The sequence below is a fragment of the Raoultella sp. T31 genome (assembly GCF_002806725.1).
GTDB lineage: Bacteria > Pseudomonadota > Gammaproteobacteria > Enterobacterales > Enterobacteriaceae > Klebsiella > Klebsiella electrica.
Map to the genome: position 1 here is coordinate 64,924 of NZ_PIBO01000010.1, position 14,771 is coordinate 79,694.

Consider the following 14,771-nt stretch of genomic DNA (forward strand, 5'->3'; position numbering starts at 1 on the left):
CCTGTCAGGACATCAGCCGAAACCATACTCACGGTTATCAGAGACACTGCGGAATGGGCAAACCTTTATCTTGAGAGCAACTGAAAATTCGGGCGCTGATGCGCAACGACATGCCGAGAACATTCGCCCTCGGCGGGGGTTAAGAGAATTCAGGTGCTCACCGTGCGGATAAAATATCTGGCCAGCCAGTCCATCAGAAAACCCATCGCACCGATGGTCACAATCACCGCCATCAGGGCGGAATAATCCAGTCGGTCACGGGCATCAAGGATGGCATAGCCCAGCCCTGAGCTGACCCCCAGCATTTCACAAGGCACCAACACAATCCACAGGATACCGATGGCCAACCGGACACCGGTGAGAATATGGGCGCGAACGCCGGGCAGAATAATATGCCAGAGCGTTTCCCGGCGCGTTGCGCTCAACGAACGGGCCAGCAGCAGCCAGCCGGGGGGCAACTGCCTGACGCCGCTGGCGGTATTGAGCAGCACCGGCCACACGGCGGCAAAGCTAAGCAAGAACCAGATCGGGCGATCGCCGATCCCCAGCAGCATCACGGCGACGGGCATCCACGAGAGCGGCGAGATCATGCGCAGAAACTGCAGCGCCGGCATCGCCAGACGTTCGCTTGCTGCCGAGCAGCCAATTAGCAGGCCGCACGGGATACCGACCATTAGCGCCAGCCCCAGTCCAACCGCCACACGCGACAGGCTGATGGCGATATTACGCATCAGTTCCCCCTGAACAAGCATCTCCAGCAGGCTGCGGAAGGCATTTTCCGGCGCAAACAGCCCGGCCATTCCCCCGGCAAAGTGCGTTATTGCTCCCCAGAGCAGCAGCAGAAGTGTAAGACCGGGAAGCGCCCAGCCAATACGGATGAAAAGCGACTTCATGGCGCGATCGTTTCCTCACGGTCAAACGCCTGGTCGGGCAGACCAAACGCGGTCATGCCGCCGACACGGGCGATACTCTGACGCACGAAATCCGACGCCACCAGCTCGGCGGCGACCTGATGTCCGTCGAGCCGGGTGAGAAAATCACGATCTCCCTCCATTACCGTCTGCTTCAGCTGCTCGGTCAGCGATGCGAAATAGCTGGCGTAAGGCCAGGGCTGGAAATCAATCCGCTGCTGGCGCCACGCTTCGTGGCGGATCGCGCCGTCCTTTTGCCAACTGGCCTGCATCGCCGGAGTGGGCAGCAGTACCTGACGAAGCACCTCAGCATCGTGCGGCGTATAGCGATGCTCATCGCTGCGCGCCAGCAGTTGCGCCGTTTCCGCCCGATGCTGGCGGATCCACAGCTGGGCGTTAACCAGCGCATCGGTCACGCTCTGGCTCCACGTTGGTCGCGTACTGAGATCGCTATCGTGCATCATTACCACGCAGCAGGCGTGGTTTTGCCAGACGTCGCCCGTAAAACGCAGGATCCGCCCGACATGGTGCGCTTCCGCCAGCGCGTTAAACGGTTCGGCGACGATAAAGCCCTGAATCTGCCCGGCCGCCAGCGCGGGCACCATATCAGCAGGCGAAAGCACCAGCAGGCGAACCTGCTTTTTCCCCGGCGCGCCGGTGACCGCCTGCAGCCCGGCGCTGCGTAATATTTGCTGCAGCACCACGTTATGTATTGAGTACCAGAAAGGCACGGCGACGGTTTTCCCCTCCAGCTCTTCGGGGCGACTAATCTGCGGTGCCACGGTCAGCGCCGAGCCGTTGGTATGGTTCCAGGCTACCACCCTGGCCGGCAGTTTCGCCTGGTAGCGCGCCCAGATCGTCACCGGCGAGAGCATATGAATCACGTTCACCCGGCCGGCGATAAACGCCTCGGTCAGTTGCGACCAACTGCGGAACATCACCGGACGCTCGGCCTTCACCCCGGCCTTGTCGAACAGACCGAGCCCGTGCGCCACCAGCAGCGGCGCCGCATCGGTGATCGGCAGATAACCAACTCTGACCGGCGCGTCCGGTTCAACGGCAGCGCGTGCCTGCTGTTGCATTATCAGCGGGAGAGCGGTTCCGGCGCTCAGCAGCGCGCTCAGTTTCAGAAAGTCGCGTCGCGACATCGCATCACACATCAGGCACATGGCGTTTCTCCGCATCAGTATCCGCGCGTACATCGCGCAGTTTCTTCAATATTTCCAGCCGCAGGGTGGCGAGCGCCTCCAGCGCATTATCGCGCGGATGGGAGATCTGCGGGGACCATTCGCCCATCAGACGACCCGGGGCGCCGCCCAGCAAAATAACCCGGTCCGCCACCAGCAGCGCCTCGTCAATGTCATGAGTAATCAGCAGCGCCGACATCCGGTGTTGATTAAGCACAGCGATCAACAGCCGCTGCATGTCGTGGCGGGTGACTTCATCCAGCGCGCTGAACGGCTCATCAAGCAGCATGACCTTCGGCCGCCGCGCCAGGCATCGGGCTAGCGCCACGCGCTGAGCCATCCCGCCGGAAAGCTGGGCCGGTAACTTACTGAGGTGGGCGCTCAGGCCGACCGACGCAATCGCCTGTTGCACGCGTTCCCGACGTTCCCGCGCACTAAGCCGCGGCTGATGGCGGAAATCGAGGCCAAAGGTGACATTGTGTTCCAGCGTGCGCCAGGGCAGCAGCGTGGGGTCCTGGAAAGCCACCGAAAGGTGAGGATGCGGGCCGTCCAGCGGCTGGCCGAGATAGTTCACCTCACCGGCCAGCGGTTTTTCCAGCCCGGCCAGGATCCGCAGCAGGCTGGATTTCCCGACGCCGCTGGCTCCCACCACCGCGACAATTTCATTTTCCGCCAGCGCAAAGTTGAAATCCTGCAGCAAGCGGGTCGTCACCTGACCGCGGCGATACCCCACCTCAAGGCGGCTGGCATGCAGCAAAACGGTCATGACGACAGCCTTGCCAGCTGCTGTTTCAGCTGCACAACGCTGGGGGTGACCAGCGGCAGGAAGGCGCATTCACGCCAGCGGCGCGCGGTCTGATCGCCCTGCGGCGACAGGTAGGCCCGGCCTCCCGCCAGCATCAGTTCCAGTTGTATGCTGCTCATCGCCAGTTCGACCAGCCCGATGCGCAGCCGGAACAGTTCTCCGGGCTGCTGTACAAATCGCTGGCTTTCTACCCCTGCGTAAAGGTCGCTGCGGATCTGGCGATAGCGCTGTAGCAGTATCTGCCATTCCCCGCGCAGCACGTGGCCGTCGCTTAATCGGTCGCGGCACTCGTCAAGAATCCGTTCGGTCAGCCCGAGCGCCATGCCGCACTGCAAACCGAGAAAGCGCGGGCGCACCGCAGGCAAAAACGTCCGGGCAGCAGGATGGATCACCGCGTCTTTTTCCAGCGCGACATCGTCAAAGCGCAATGCCGCCGTGGCGCTGCCCTGCATCGCCATCAGCGCAAGATCGGCAGAGCGCGACACGCCGGTAAGGCCGGATCCGATACTGGCGATGAACGGTTCGCCGCTGCCATCAGGCTGAACAACCGCCACCGCCTGGAAACCGCGGATTTGCAAATTGGTAACCCAGTAAAGTTGCCCGGAGAGCCGCCAGCCCCCCACCCCGTCAGGTACGCCGCCGACCTGCAGCTCTTCGAGCCCGGAGAGGAATTTCATCGCGTTGGATAAACCGGTCGCCCCCGCCAGCCGGCCTGACAGCAGATCGGGCAATATACGTTCGCGTAATGCGCTCTGCGGCGCCTGGGTCAGGATGTCGATATAGGTACGGTGTCCCCAGAACATAAACGCCGCCGTCAGCGAATGGCGGGCCACCGCGCTGATGGAGTCAATCGCGTCCAGCAGCGTACCGCCGCTGCCCCCGGACGCCGGCGCGATCCCGATACGAAACAGGTTCGCTTCCGCCAGCTTTTGCAATAGCGCATGGCTGTGTTCGCCGGAGCGGTCAAGTTCCACCGCCCGATCGTCAAGCCACTCGCGTAATGAGTGATGTAGCATGCGTACTCTCCTTCAGCAGAGGGCGGCCAGGTTCAGTCGGACCAGGCCCACGGGCTTAGCTCAATATTGAGCGGCGTTTGCGCCAGGCTGTTGGCGAAGTTGCACAGCGTAGCCAGGCTGACGCCGAGGATCACATCCAGCGCCTGGCGCTCGCCGTACCCCGCCGCGCGAAACGCCTGCCATTCCGCCTCGCTAACCGCACCGCGCGTGGCGATGACCTCGCGGGTGAAACTGGCGATAGCTTCAAGATGCGGGTCGGGCAGCGGCTGCCGCTGGCGTAGCGCCTGTAAATCGGCCGTCGGCATGATTTTTTTCTTTTCAACCGTTGCGCTGTGCCCCGCCACACAAAAACCGCAACCGTGAACAGTTGCGGCAATTAATTGCACCGTTTCTCGTTCCGCTGCGGATAGACTGTTATTATTATTTATAGCGCCGACTGTTATATATGTTTCCAACGCCTGTGGCGAATTAGACAGCGCCAGTAATAAATTAGGAATAAAGCCTGAAGCGCGCCGGGCATTTTCCAGATACGGTTTTGATTCCTCCGGAGCGCCAGCCAGAGTCTGTAAGGTAATTCTTGTCATGATGAGTCTCCAGTTAAATTACAACTAGTATGTTTTTATTGAACGCGGGGAGCAATACTGATAAAAAGCTGATTATTGTTCATTCGTCCTTTATTTATTCTTTTTTACTATGCTAAATAGCGAATGGTTATTAGATAATCTGAGTATTGAGAACTCCGTTTACCATGTGGGCAAATATTGCGGCTCATGGCAAGGCGGTACTTCTGGCAGCGGCAAAGCCAGCTATCACTTGGTGATGGAGGGGCGTTGCTGGCTGCACAGCGCCCTGTCTGCTGATCCACTGCGACTGGAAAAAGGCAGTATGGTTTTTATCTTACAGGATTGTCCATTCGTTCTTTCCTCCCATGAAAATGCGCAAAGCGCTTACCGGGCGCCGGTGCGGGAAATGCAACCGCTCGCTTATAAAGATGAGACCAGCACCGCATTAACCTGCGGTTTTATTACCTTTAAAACCACCATTAGCCAGATGCTGTTGAGCTTTTTACCGCAGGTTATCGTATTTAAAGCGCAGGAAGACCGGTCCGGCTCCATCGACAAACTGGTGGCGGTAATTAATCAGGAGGCGAAGCAGACGGCGCTGCGCAGTGAAAAACTTATCGCTTCACTGACGGAATTACTCTTTTTTATGGTGATCCGCCACTATTTATCCTGCCATACGGTGAAGACCCCGCTGGATAATATTCCGCTGACGAAGGAGTTCCTTAATCTGATGGCGGAGATTGTTTTGTTCCCCGCACGCTGCTGGACGGTGGAAACCATGGCGCGCGCATCGGGCCTTTCGCGCTCGTGGTTTATTCAGCGCTTTAACCAGGTTTCGCCGCTGCCACCGGCTGAGATCGTGCGCCATATTCGCATTGCGCTCGCCTGCCAGCACATCGCCAACGGCGTGAGCCTGACGCAAAGCGCGGAACGGGTCGGCTATCAATCCCAGGCCGCGTTTAATCGCGCGTTTCAACGCGTCACCGGCGTCACCCCCGGCCGCTACGGCCAGCAGTGCCGGGACAAGGCTGCCGCTCAGCAATTTCATGGCCGCTCGCCCGCCGCCTGAACCAAAACAGCCCTGGCAGATAATCTGCCAGGGCCGCGCTACCCGCCTCTGCACCCTGCGTCAAGCACGGATCAGCAGGTGGACATGTATACTCCAGACCGGCAGGCCGATAATCATCAGTTGGATCAGCATGGTGAAGACAAAACTCGCCATTTAGTTCGCCCCTGTCCGGCATGGCTCATTGCATCGGCCATGCTTGAGCCATTGCCTCGCGCTACGAGCGTTAATGATACATACAAAACGCCTGCGCTAAAATCCTGATCATCGCGGCACTCGTAATACTGTTATCCATAAAAACCACAATATTGTATATTTCGTTCTGTTTTAAATCGCCTATGATAAAAAGATAAAGTCAAACAAGAACCAGTATCTATGCAACACCAGACTCAACTCTCCGACAGCATAATATCTAATGACCGCGCATTGGTTAATTTTGCCATCCAGTATATTTATCAACACATTAAAAATAACATTTCAGTTTATGATATCGCTGAATATCTTCAGGTTTCCCGGCAATATGTGCATCGTATTTTTAAAAAACGAACCGGAACGACTGTAAGCGCCTACATCAGCCATAAAAAGATTGAATATGCAATGATGGATATCCTCCTCGGGATTGAAGATACCGCCTCAGCCTACCTTAAATATAATTTCAAAAATAAACAAGCGTTTATCGGCCAGATTCAACACTATATGTACACAGTGCCTGCCGTGGATAGCCTGCCGACCGGCGCAGCGCATAAAAAATAAATCACCTTTCGCACTGGCAGATTCAATATCACCGCAGCCATGATGCCGCCTGTCGGCAGCGCGAACAGCCATTAGCAAAATAATTGCTAAGGTATAACGGTAAAACTGTTCAGGACGAATAATGATTAATTAGAACTGGCGGTTATAACAACTGTTATATCAATTAACCAAATAACTGTTCATGTTGGTTAAGGGTCTGCTGTGATGTAATTTCCCGGTATTTTCGGGCAAATTAACCCGCACATTTTTGAGAACACTATAATGAGCAATGATAAACTTTCGGATAATGAGCGATTAAAACAGCAGAGCCAGCTTCTGCGCGGCACGATTAAAGAGGATCTGCATAACGAATTAACCGGCGGATTTCTCGGCGATAACTTCCAGTTGATCCGCTTTCACGGCATGTACCAGCAGGACGATCGCGATATTCGCCAGGAAAGAGCGGCGCAAATGCTGGAACCGCTGCATACGGTGATGCTGCGGGTGCGTTTACCCGGCGGGATCATCAGCCCGCAGCAGTGGCTGGGGATCGACGAGTTTGCGTCGCAGCATACGCTTTACGGCAGCATTCGCATCACCAACCGCCAGGCGTTGCAGCTTCACGGCGTGCTAAAGCGCAATATCAAGCCGGTTCATCGGCTCTTGCATCGGCTGGGTCTCGATTCGCGGGCGACGGCGGGCGACGTCAACCGTAACGTGCTGTGTACTTCTAATCCGGTGGAGTCCGGGCTTCATCATCAGGCTTACGAGTGGGCCAAAAAGATATCGGAGCATCTGTTGCCGAAAACAAACGCCTATGCCGAGGTCTGGCTGGACGGTGAAAAGATCGCGCAGCCGGAAGAAGAGACCATTCTGGGCAACAGCTATCTGCCGCGCAAATTTAAAACTGCAGTGGTCATCCCACCGCAAAACGACGTCGATTTGCACGCCAACGATCTTAACTTTATCGCTATCGACGAGAATGGGCAGCTGACGGGATTCAACGTGCTTGTCGGCGGCGGCCTGGCGATGACCCACGGCGACCATAGCACCTATCCGCGCCTTGCAACGGAGCTGGGATATATTCCGTTAAGCGCCACGCTGGCGGTTGCCACCGCCGTTGTCGCCACTCAAAGAGACCGGGGAAACCGCGCAAATCGACGCAACGCCAAAACGAAATATACCATCGATCGGCTCGGCATTGAGGTGTTTAAAGCGGAAGTCGAGCAGCGGGCAGGCATGACATTCCAACCACTGCGGCCGTACGCTTTCAGCGGTCGCGGCGATCGTATCGGCTGGGTCGAAGGGATCGACGGTAAGCACCATCTCACTCTGTTTATCCCAAGCGGCAGATTAATTGATAAGCCTGGCAAGCCGCTCAAGTCGGGCCTTGCCGCCATCGCCGCCGTCCACGAGGGTGATTTTCGCTTAACCCCCAATCAAAACATCATTATCGCCGGCGTCAGCGAGCACAACCGTGTGCAGATTGACGCCCTGGCGCAGCGCTATTCCCTGATTGATGACACCGTATCGCCGCAGCGAAAAAGCGCGATGGCCTGCGTCTCCTATCCCACCTGTCCGCTGGCGATGGCCGAGGCCGAACGCGTGTTGCCGGGCATCGTCGATCGCCTTGACGAGATCTTATTACGCAACGAGATTGCCGATCGGTCGGTGATATTTCGCGTCACCGGCTGCCCGAACGGCTGTGGCAGGGCGATGCTGGCCGAAATCGGCCTGGTGGGCCGCGCCGTGGGCCGCTATGACCTCTACCTCGGCGGCAACCGCGAGGGAACACGTATTCCTCGCCTCTATAAAGAGAACCAGCCGCTTGAGGAGATTATCCGCGATCTTGACGCGTTGTTGAGCGCCTGGGCGCAGGCGGCTAAGCCGGATGAGGCGTTCGGCGACTTTGTGGTACGGACGGGGATTATTCGCCCGGTGCTGAATTCCAGCCTCGACTTTTATCTGCAGGACTAAGATGGCCAGGCCGCTGGCGATTATTCAAATGGGCGAACCGCCGGCGGTCATCCGGCAGGCGGCAGGCGAGCAAAGCCAATGGTTCGTTCAGGCGCTCGCCTTAACCCGAGGGGAGTACCGGGTTATTCGCCCGGATCACCATGATCCCCTGCCCGCTTTCGACACCATCTGCGGCGCCATCATCAGCGGCTCCTGGGCGATGGTCACCGACAGGCTGGCGTGGAGCGAGAAGACCGCTCAGTGGATACGCCGCGCTCACGCCCTGAATCTGCCGCTACTGGGCGTCTGCTATGGCCACCAGCTGATTGCCCACGCGCTGGGAGGAGTGGTTGCTGATAATCCGTTGGGGAGCGAACGCGGGCTACAGCTGATCCAGATCGCCGAACAAAGCACGGCCCCGCTGCTAACGGCATTTCCCAGGCGCTTTTCGGCCTGGCTTTCGCACCGGCAAACCGTGCTACAACCACCGGAAGGTGCCAGCGTGCTGGCGTTTTCCGCCCGGGACGCCTGCCAGATTCTACGCTATAGCGACACAGCGTATTCGGTGCAGTTTCACCCGGAATTTACCTGGGAGATTATGGCCGCCTGCCTCAGACATCGCGGAGAAGGGTTGGAAATGGCCGAGATGCCTGGCGAACCCGGCTGGCCACCAGAGCTGCTCAGGCGCTTCTATTATCTCTGGTGCAAGGATGACGCCCCCCGCTTTTGCCAGTCATAATCATGCATTACGTGCCACTGTCGCGCTCCCCGTACTTCAGATTAGAGCATCGTTGTGTGCGGTGGCTTTACTGATTGCGACCTGCAGCCTGTCAGCACTCACGGTTTCCGGGAAGACGATGACGGTGTCAGGCGTCACCCGAGGAACGGGCATCCCGATTATGCCTGGCGTTGCGGTTATAGGTGCTGTATTGAGCTACCTCATACTGTCGCTCATATCGGGTAAAGAATTCAGGCAAGCGACTTACTGGTTATACAACGAAATGCCGATATACAGAACGTAAAGCAGACCGTTCAATCCTAACCAGGCCACAGGGATTTTCTTTTTCCTCGCCGCGAGCCACAGCCAGAATGCGGCGGTAAGCGTAATGAAAACGCCGGTAATGACTTCCGAGCGGGGCTCCCACGGTGTCAACATGATACCAATCGCCGGCAGTATCGTTCCCTGAAATACCATCGCCCCTGTAATATTGGCCACCGCCAGAGTGTCCTTGCCACGACGTATCCACAAAATACTGTTAACTTTTTCTGGTAACTCCGTGGCAACCGGAATAATGATCAGTGACAGCAGCAGAGCCGAGATACCAAAATATCCTGAGGCACTTTCCACACCAGTTATAAACCAAAAGGCCCCTGCCAGCAGGATGCCGAGACCCAGCATAACTTGCATGAGAATCACGAGAAAATTTCCGGGTAACCCCGCATGGGATAAGAACAGAGGCCGCTCTGCTTGAGTTCCACCACCTTCCTGAACCAGATGGTGAGATGCTTTTATCGTCCGATACACATACAGTAAATACAGCAGTACCAGAATCACGCTGATGATCTGTCTGTAGAGCGTCTTGTCATGCGGAATATACATCGCCAGAGTGGCAAGAATGAAAGCAACCAGAAAAAAGCCAGTATCTCGCTGGAATCCACTTGGTTCTGGATTGATTTTTCCTGCAGATCCTCGTTTTCCTATAACCGCAGCCCCCATCAGAAAAATCGACAGCGTTGACAGCATAAGAGGAGCCCCCAGAATCGCACCCACCCCAATTTCCTCACTGTGGCTTGACAGGGTGGGGCCGGAAATGATGGCCAGAAGCGGCACAATCGTCTCAGGCAGAGCTGTCCCTACTGCTGCGAAAAGTGAACCCGTGACCCCCTGCGAAAGACGTAGTTTCTGGCCGAGGTGTTCGAGCGCGTTGGTAAAAATTTCGGCCGCAATAAGGATGATGATAAGCGAAAAAAAAAGCTCAGCAATTGAAGACATCATATTGACATTACTCAGGCTTATAAATTTATGGGTAACCCGGAATGCTTCCGGCTTTTAATTTTTCCTGACAAGTCATTGCCTGTTTATTGAAAACCTGCACGTAGCGAAACGTATCACGAGCCAGGAAACTTCCTTTGCTATGACGCCTGGCAAAGGAAGCCGCATAATGCCACAAACCATTAGTTCATTCAAAATATTCTTTTATATCAACAAGATATTGCATTTGCTATGTTTTATTGCACGAGCTATAACATGGGATATGCTGGCCAAAAAATATTAAACCTGATGCGATTTATAGAAGGTTTTAACCGATCGTGACCAACCACACCTGATTTACTTTAGCGACAGCCATTCAGATTTATTTCTGTGATCTTCAATCTCCCTGGCAACGTGGCTCAAATGAAAATACGAACAGGTTGCCCCGACAATATTTTCCAAAAGGAACTGCCTTATCGGTTCACAGCCAGCAAAGGCTAAACAGGGTTGCCAGGTCGTTCAACGAGAGGCCGAGAAAAACGCCAGGTGATGAACCACCCGCAGAGCGGTTTAACCAGTCTGTTGCATCCATCGATTGACATCGCCGCGAGAAGCGGACGCAATTACCCCATTGGTCCTTCGATAATTAAAGTTCTGGCCAAAACAGACTCCATAATCTGGCATTGCAGAATTAATACCGTATTGAGAAAAGATATAGCCTCTTTTTCGACTTGTTTTTCCATATTTGTTATATGGTGAGAGGGAATTTCTATGTCATAAATGCACTAAACGTATATTAAAGGGAATGATCTTATGTCGCTTTTTGACCTTAGGACCGAAGCACATGCATTACAGGAGGCCTGGCGATCTCAAGTATTAGGCCGCATTGGGGAAACAAATCTCAAAATTTTACGTATGGATGAACGCTCAGTAATTGAAGAGGTACATGAGTATGATGAGGGGTTACTGGTCATTGACGGGCGTCTCGAACTGAGTGTTAAAGGTAAAAAAATCTCTGTAACGTCTGGCCAGCTTTATGTAGCCAAAGCTGGCGTTCCTCATACTGTGGAAATCGGCAGTTTTGGTACATTGGTTATCATTGATTTACCAGAAACATAAATTGTCTCTTGATCTTACCCACGTAATATGGACAGAGCCCTAAGCGAGGTTCTGGTTTTCAAATTGTTCCGGACGGAGTCCATCACAGGCACTGTGTAGACGGCAACGCTTGTAATTACACTCGATATAATTAAACACCGTCGCCCGCATGATTTCCCGGCTGTTAAAATGTTCACCGTGGATACATTCCACTTTTAGTGTGTGAAAGAAGCTTTCCGCACAGGCATTGTCGTAGCAGCAGACTTTTGCGCTCATGCTCCCTCGCAGATGATGGTGTTTCAGCAGATTTTCTGCCACTGACAGGTCGTGTGCACGGTAGCTGGCAGGGCTGAATTTCCGACCGGTCTGGCTATCCAGTCAGCGTCAAAAAAGTGGAGTATGCCGATACGGAATTGGTGTCTGGCGATGAGTCGTTTTATTATCGAGTTCGGTGGCCGTCTAAACGGTCACTATTCATACGGTGGCAATGACACAGAATGACGGGCAGTCTCTGGTAATGCGCCTTCATTGGTGAACATCTTTATACTGCTACATTTCTGGCGCTTCTGCTGCTTACCGTACGAAGCGGCAAGACCTCTCCGGCCCTTCTTAATGCGGTATTAAAGGCAATCATGGTAACCGGACCAACCTGATTTTTGACGCGATTTGAGTGACACTGGAAAACAAAAATGTCTTCCGGGTATCTCTCTCGCCTGCGACTCAGTAATGCGCGTGATGGGGATGAGAGCTGAATCTTCATTGCTTTTAACCGCCCTGTTTCCCGCAAATATAATGAATTCAGTCCGATATCTTCATAGCGCAGCGTGATTAATCGCCCAAGATTGCTGTTAATGGTTAAAAATTGCTCAAAACTTATTGTTTTCTTACCGTTCACAACCAAACCAAACTGTTTTCAAAGCTGAAAACATTGATTATTTCAAATGTCACACTGAAGAAAAACTACTGACATTTTGGATCACGTCACTGACGGTTGCAGGGAAATACTTATAAACGGTCTTCACTCCTCCCTGAGCACGTCTGCGACCTGCTTCCGGTTAGCGCCGTTCGCCATCATCCTGCGGCAGCGATCCACACCATCAGGAGTCATAACCCGGCGATCTCCGCCGATATACCCCTGCTCTCTCGCTGCAGCTCATCACTCGTCTCCCCATATCATCAAAGAAACTCAGCCCACACCTTCCGCCTGCCAGGCGCTGAATTGCTGCCTGCGCTCCCTATACGCTCGGATAATCGCCAGTCGTCAGCTGTACGGCCTTGCCGTTCCATCTGTAGCGATAAAGAATGTTATACTGCCGGTTACAGAGAGTCTGATATTCAGTCCGTGAGCAGTTGAAATGACATCGATTTTCTTGCCGAAGGCCTTTCTTAACTCAGTATCAGCGAGCCTGTGTGCATTGTGCAGACCATAGACGCATGAGCGTATGCATTTTCTGCAGATTGAGAACCTTCAGGGTTGTCCGGGCGAAACAGATTTAAAGCAAAAACGGGCGGCAAAGCCGCTCAGAAAGCAGAAATATTAAAAAGACACAAAGCATGACTAACAAACTTAAAACGGATTCATATGCCCTACGATAGCGTGTATCTGGAAAAGCGTCCGCCCGGTGCGCTGCGTACCGTCTGGCGAAAATTCTACGGCGATACGACCGCGATGATCGGCCTGTACGGCTGCGCGGCTCTGGTGCTGCTGTGCGTCTTTGGCGGCTGGTTTGCGCCTTACGGTATCGATCAGCAGTTTCTTGGCTACCAGCTGCTGCCGCCGTCATGGTCGCGCTATGGTGAAGTGTCGTTCTTCCTCGGGACCGACGATCTCGGGCGCGATGTGCTGAGCCGTCTGCTGAGCGGCGCGGCGCCGACCGTTGGCGGCGCTTTTGTCGTCACCTTCGCGGCCACGCTATTCGGGCTGGTGCTCGGCGTCGTTGCCGGTTCAACCCATGGCCTGCTGTCGGCGATGTTGAACCATATCCTCGATACTCTGCTGTCGATTCCGTCACTGCTGCTGGCCATTATTGTCGTGGCTTTCGCCGGGCCGCATCTGAGCCACGCGATGTTTGCCGTCTGGTTGGCGTTGCTGCCGCGTGTCGTGCGCTCAGTCTACAGCATGGTGCATGATGAGCTGGAAAAAGAGTACGTCATTGCCGCCCGTCTCGACGGCGCATCAACATTAAATATTCTCTGGTTTGCGGTGTTGCCGAATATCGCTTCCGGGCTGGTCACCGAGATCACCCGCGCGTTATCAATGGCGATTCTCGATATCGCTGCCCTGGGCTTTCTCGACCTCGGCGCCCAGCTTCCTTCACCGGAATGGGGTGCGATGCTGGGCGACGCGCTGGAACTGATTTACGTCGCGCCATGGACGGTGATGTTGCCCGGCGCGGCGATTATGATTAGCGTCCTGTTGGTCAACCTGCTGGGCGACGGGATCCGCCGGGCCATTATCGCCGGGGTGGAATAATGCCGTTACTTGATATTCGCAACTTAACCATTGAGTTCAAAACCAATGAAGGCTGGGTCAAAGCCGTCGACCGCGTCAGCTTGACCCTTGCGGAAGGTGAAATTCGCGGTCTGGTGGGCGAATCCGGCTCCGGTAAGAGCTTAATAGCCAAAGCTATCTGTGGCGTCACCAAAGACAACTGGCGGGTCACCGCCGACCGTATGCGTTTCGATGATATCGATCTCTTACGTCTCTCCGGCCGCGAGCGCCGCAAGCTGATTGGCCACAACGTGTCGATGATCTTTCAGGAGCCGCAGTCCTGTCTCGATCCGTCGGAGCGTATCGGCCTGCAGTTAATGCAGAATATCCCCGGCTGGACCTTTAAAGGCCGCTGGTGGCAGCGTATCGGCTGGCGGAAACGCCGGGCCATCGAACTGCTGCACCGCGTCGGCATTAAAGATCACAAAGACGCCATACGCAGCTTCCCCTACGAATTAACCGACGGGGAGTGCCAGAAGGTGATGATTGCCATCGCCCTCGCCAACCAGCCGCGTCTGCTGATCGCCGATGAACCGACCAACGCCATGGAACCGACGACCCAGGCGCAAATCATCCGCCTGCTTACCCGTCTGAACCAGAACAATAACACCACCATTTTGCTGATCAGCCACGATATGCAGATGCTCAGCAAATGGGCGGATAAAATCAATGTCATGTATTGCGGACAAACGGTAGAAACGGCGCCCAGCGAAGAGCTGGTGACCACGCCTCATCATCCGTATACCCAGGCGTTAATCCGCGCGATCCCGGATTTTGGCAGCGCGCTCCCGCATAAAAGTCGCCTGAATACGTTGCCGGGAGCCATTCCCCTGCTCGAACAGCTGCCGATTGGCTGTCGTCTTGGACCGCGCTGCCCCTACGCGCAACGCGAGTGTATTGAAACGCCGCGTCTGACCGGAGCCAGAACGCATCTGTACGCCTGTCATTTCCCGCTAAACATGGAGAAAGAGTGA

Annotated in this window: 14 protein-coding genes and 3 pseudogenes; 8 read left to right on the forward strand and 9 right to left on the reverse strand. The window is 55.0% G+C overall.

The window, feature by feature from the left end; genetic code table 11:
- Window positions 1-149: 149 nt before the first annotated feature.
- The 5 genes from CWM52_RS09640 to CWM52_RS27105 are packed head-to-tail and all read right to left on the reverse strand — an operon-like array spanning window position 150 to window position 4,503.
- Entirely contained in the window at window positions 150-893 is a 744-nt protein-coding gene (locus CWM52_RS09640) for an ABC transporter permease (RefSeq protein ID WP_100683901.1), read from the reverse strand.
- Complete coding sequence (locus CWM52_RS09645) at window positions 890-2,080, reverse strand: ABC transporter substrate-binding protein (RefSeq protein WP_100683902.1); 1,191 nt, start codon at window positions 2,078-2,080, stop codon at window positions 890-892. Before CWM52_RS09645 ends, CWM52_RS09640 begins: the two co-directional genes overlap by 4 nt.
- Window positions 2,064-2,864: an ABC transporter ATP-binding protein gene (locus tag CWM52_RS09650; protein ID WP_100683903.1), complete on the reverse strand. Its 801-nt coding sequence runs from the start codon at window positions 2,862-2,864 to the stop codon at window positions 2,064-2,066. Before CWM52_RS09650 ends, CWM52_RS09645 begins: the two co-directional genes overlap by 17 nt.
- On the reverse strand, window positions 2,861-3,919 hold the full coding sequence (locus tag CWM52_RS09655) for an acyl-CoA dehydrogenase family protein (RefSeq protein ID WP_100683904.1): 1,059 nt from the start codon (window positions 3,917-3,919) through the stop codon (window positions 2,861-2,863). Before CWM52_RS09655 ends, CWM52_RS09650 begins: the two co-directional genes overlap by 4 nt.
- A 32-nt stretch (window positions 3,920-3,951) precedes the next feature.
- On the reverse strand, window positions 3,952-4,503 hold the full coding sequence (locus tag CWM52_RS27105; protein ID WP_100683905.1) for a carboxymuconolactone decarboxylase family protein: 552 nt from the start codon (window positions 4,501-4,503) through the stop codon (window positions 3,952-3,954).
- A 109-nt stretch (window positions 4,504-4,612) separates the two neighbouring features.
- Between CWM52_RS27105 and CWM52_RS09665 the strand changes: the two genes are divergently transcribed.
- The 4 genes from CWM52_RS09665 (at window position 4,613) to CWM52_RS09680 (ending at window position 8,975) form a co-directional block, all read left to right on the forward strand.
- Window positions 4,613-5,551: an AraC family transcriptional regulator gene (locus tag CWM52_RS09665; RefSeq protein WP_100683906.1), complete on the forward strand. Its 939-nt coding sequence runs from the start codon at window positions 4,613-4,615 to the stop codon at window positions 5,549-5,551.
- Between the two features lie 372 nt (window positions 5,552-5,923).
- Entirely contained in the window at window positions 5,924-6,301 is a 378-nt protein-coding gene (locus CWM52_RS09670; protein WP_100683907.1) for an AraC family transcriptional regulator, read from the forward strand.
- 261 nt (window positions 6,302-6,562) lie between these two features.
- Window positions 6,563-8,257 carry an assimilatory sulfite reductase (NADPH) hemoprotein subunit gene (cysI, locus tag CWM52_RS09675; protein ID WP_100683908.1) on the forward strand — a complete coding sequence of 565 codons (1,695 nt, stop codon included), beginning with the start codon at window positions 6,563-6,565 and terminating at the stop codon, window positions 8,255-8,257.
- Between the two features lies 1 nt (window position 8,258).
- Window positions 8,259-8,975, forward strand: a complete 717-nt coding sequence (locus CWM52_RS09680) for a glutamine amidotransferase (RefSeq protein ID WP_100683909.1) — start codon at window positions 8,259-8,261, stop codon at window positions 8,973-8,975.
- Window positions 8,976-9,218: 243 nt separating this feature from the next.
- Here CWM52_RS09680 and CWM52_RS09685 read toward each other — a convergent pair whose 3' ends face one another.
- A complete protein-coding gene (locus CWM52_RS09685; protein WP_100683910.1) occupies window positions 9,219-10,232 on the reverse strand; it encodes a sodium:calcium antiporter in 1,014 nt (337 codons plus the stop codon).
- 332 nt (window positions 10,233-10,564) lie between these two features.
- Between CWM52_RS09685 and CWM52_RS09690 the strand changes: the two are divergent.
- Together CWM52_RS09690 and CWM52_RS09695 are read left to right on the forward strand one after the other, a co-directional pair.
- Window positions 10,565-10,807: pseudogene (locus CWM52_RS09690) on the forward strand (IS30 family transposase); the annotation flags it as partial.
- Window positions 10,808-11,021: 214 nt separating this feature from the next.
- Window positions 11,022-11,327, forward strand: a complete 306-nt coding sequence (locus CWM52_RS09695) for a cupin domain-containing protein (protein WP_100683911.1) — start codon at window positions 11,022-11,024, stop codon at window positions 11,325-11,327.
- A gap of 39 nt (window positions 11,328-11,366) precedes the next feature.
- Here the strand turns inward: CWM52_RS09695 and CWM52_RS09700 are convergent.
- From CWM52_RS09700 to CWM52_RS26755, 3 genes and pseudogenes are all read right to left on the reverse strand, one after another.
- Window positions 11,367-11,612, reverse strand: a pseudogene (locus tag CWM52_RS09700) (IS3 family transposase); the annotation flags it as partial.
- Window positions 11,613-11,847: 235 nt separating this feature from the next.
- Window positions 11,848-12,201 carry a hypothetical protein gene (locus tag CWM52_RS09705; protein WP_227521278.1) on the reverse strand — a complete coding sequence of 118 codons (354 nt, stop codon included), beginning with the start codon at window positions 12,199-12,201 and terminating at the stop codon, window positions 11,848-11,850.
- Window positions 12,202-12,498: 297 nt separating this feature from the next.
- Window positions 12,499-12,729: pseudogene (locus tag CWM52_RS26755) on the reverse strand (Arm DNA-binding domain-containing protein); the annotation flags it as partial.
- Window positions 12,730-12,888: 159 nt separating this feature from the next.
- Between CWM52_RS26755 and sapC the strand changes: the two are divergent.
- Window positions 12,889-13,779, forward strand: a complete 891-nt coding sequence (gene sapC, locus CWM52_RS09720) for a putrescine export ABC transporter permease SapC (RefSeq protein WP_100683913.1) — start codon at window positions 12,889-12,891, stop codon at window positions 13,777-13,779.
- A complete protein-coding gene (gene sapD, locus CWM52_RS09725) occupies window positions 13,779-14,771 on the forward strand; it encodes a putrescine export ABC transporter ATP-binding protein SapD (RefSeq protein ID WP_100683914.1) in 993 nt (330 codons plus the stop codon). Before sapC ends, sapD begins: the two co-directional genes overlap by 1 nt.

What these genes read in the sequence shown, in the direction of transcription:
- CWM52_RS09650 (WP_100683903.1), bottom strand. Translation starts at nt 2,864, where the DNA reads ATGACCGTTTTGCTGCATGCCAGCCGCCTTGAGGTGGGGTATCGCCGC.
- sapC (WP_100683913.1), top strand. Translation starts at nt 12,889, where the DNA reads ATGCCCTACGATAGCGTGTATCTGGAAAAGCGTCCGCCCGGTGCGCTG.
- sapD (WP_100683914.1), top strand. Translation starts at nt 13,779, where the DNA reads ATGCCGTTACTTGATATTCGCAACTTAACCATTGAGTTCAAAACCAAT.
- CWM52_RS09670 (WP_100683907.1), top strand. Translation starts at nt 5,924, where the DNA reads ATGCAACACCAGACTCAACTCTCCGACAGCATAATATCTAATGACCGC.
- CWM52_RS09685 (WP_100683910.1), bottom strand. Translation starts at nt 10,232, where the DNA reads ATGATGTCTTCAATTGCTGAGCTTTTTTTTTCGCTTATCATCATCCTT.
- CWM52_RS09680 (WP_100683909.1), top strand. Translation starts at nt 8,259, where the DNA reads ATGGCCAGGCCGCTGGCGATTATTCAAATGGGCGAACCGCCGGCGGTC.
- CWM52_RS09645 (WP_100683902.1), bottom strand. Translation starts at nt 2,080, where the DNA reads ATGTGCCTGATGTGTGATGCGATGTCGCGACGCGACTTTCTGAAACTG.
- CWM52_RS09665 (WP_100683906.1), top strand. Translation starts at nt 4,613, where the DNA reads ATGCTAAATAGCGAATGGTTATTAGATAATCTGAGTATTGAGAACTCC.
- cysI (WP_100683908.1), top strand. Translation starts at nt 6,563, where the DNA reads ATGAGCAATGATAAACTTTCGGATAATGAGCGATTAAAACAGCAGAGC.
- CWM52_RS09655 (WP_100683904.1), bottom strand. Translation starts at nt 3,919, where the DNA reads ATGCTACATCACTCATTACGCGAGTGGCTTGACGATCGGGCGGTGGAA.
- CWM52_RS27105 (WP_100683905.1), bottom strand. Translation starts at nt 4,503, where the DNA reads ATGACAAGAATTACCTTACAGACTCTGGCTGGCGCTCCGGAGGAATCA.
- CWM52_RS09640 (WP_100683901.1), bottom strand. Translation starts at nt 893, where the DNA reads ATGAAGTCGCTTTTCATCCGTATTGGCTGGGCGCTTCCCGGTCTTACA.
- CWM52_RS09695 (WP_100683911.1), top strand. Translation starts at nt 11,022, where the DNA reads ATGTCGCTTTTTGACCTTAGGACCGAAGCACATGCATTACAGGAGGCC.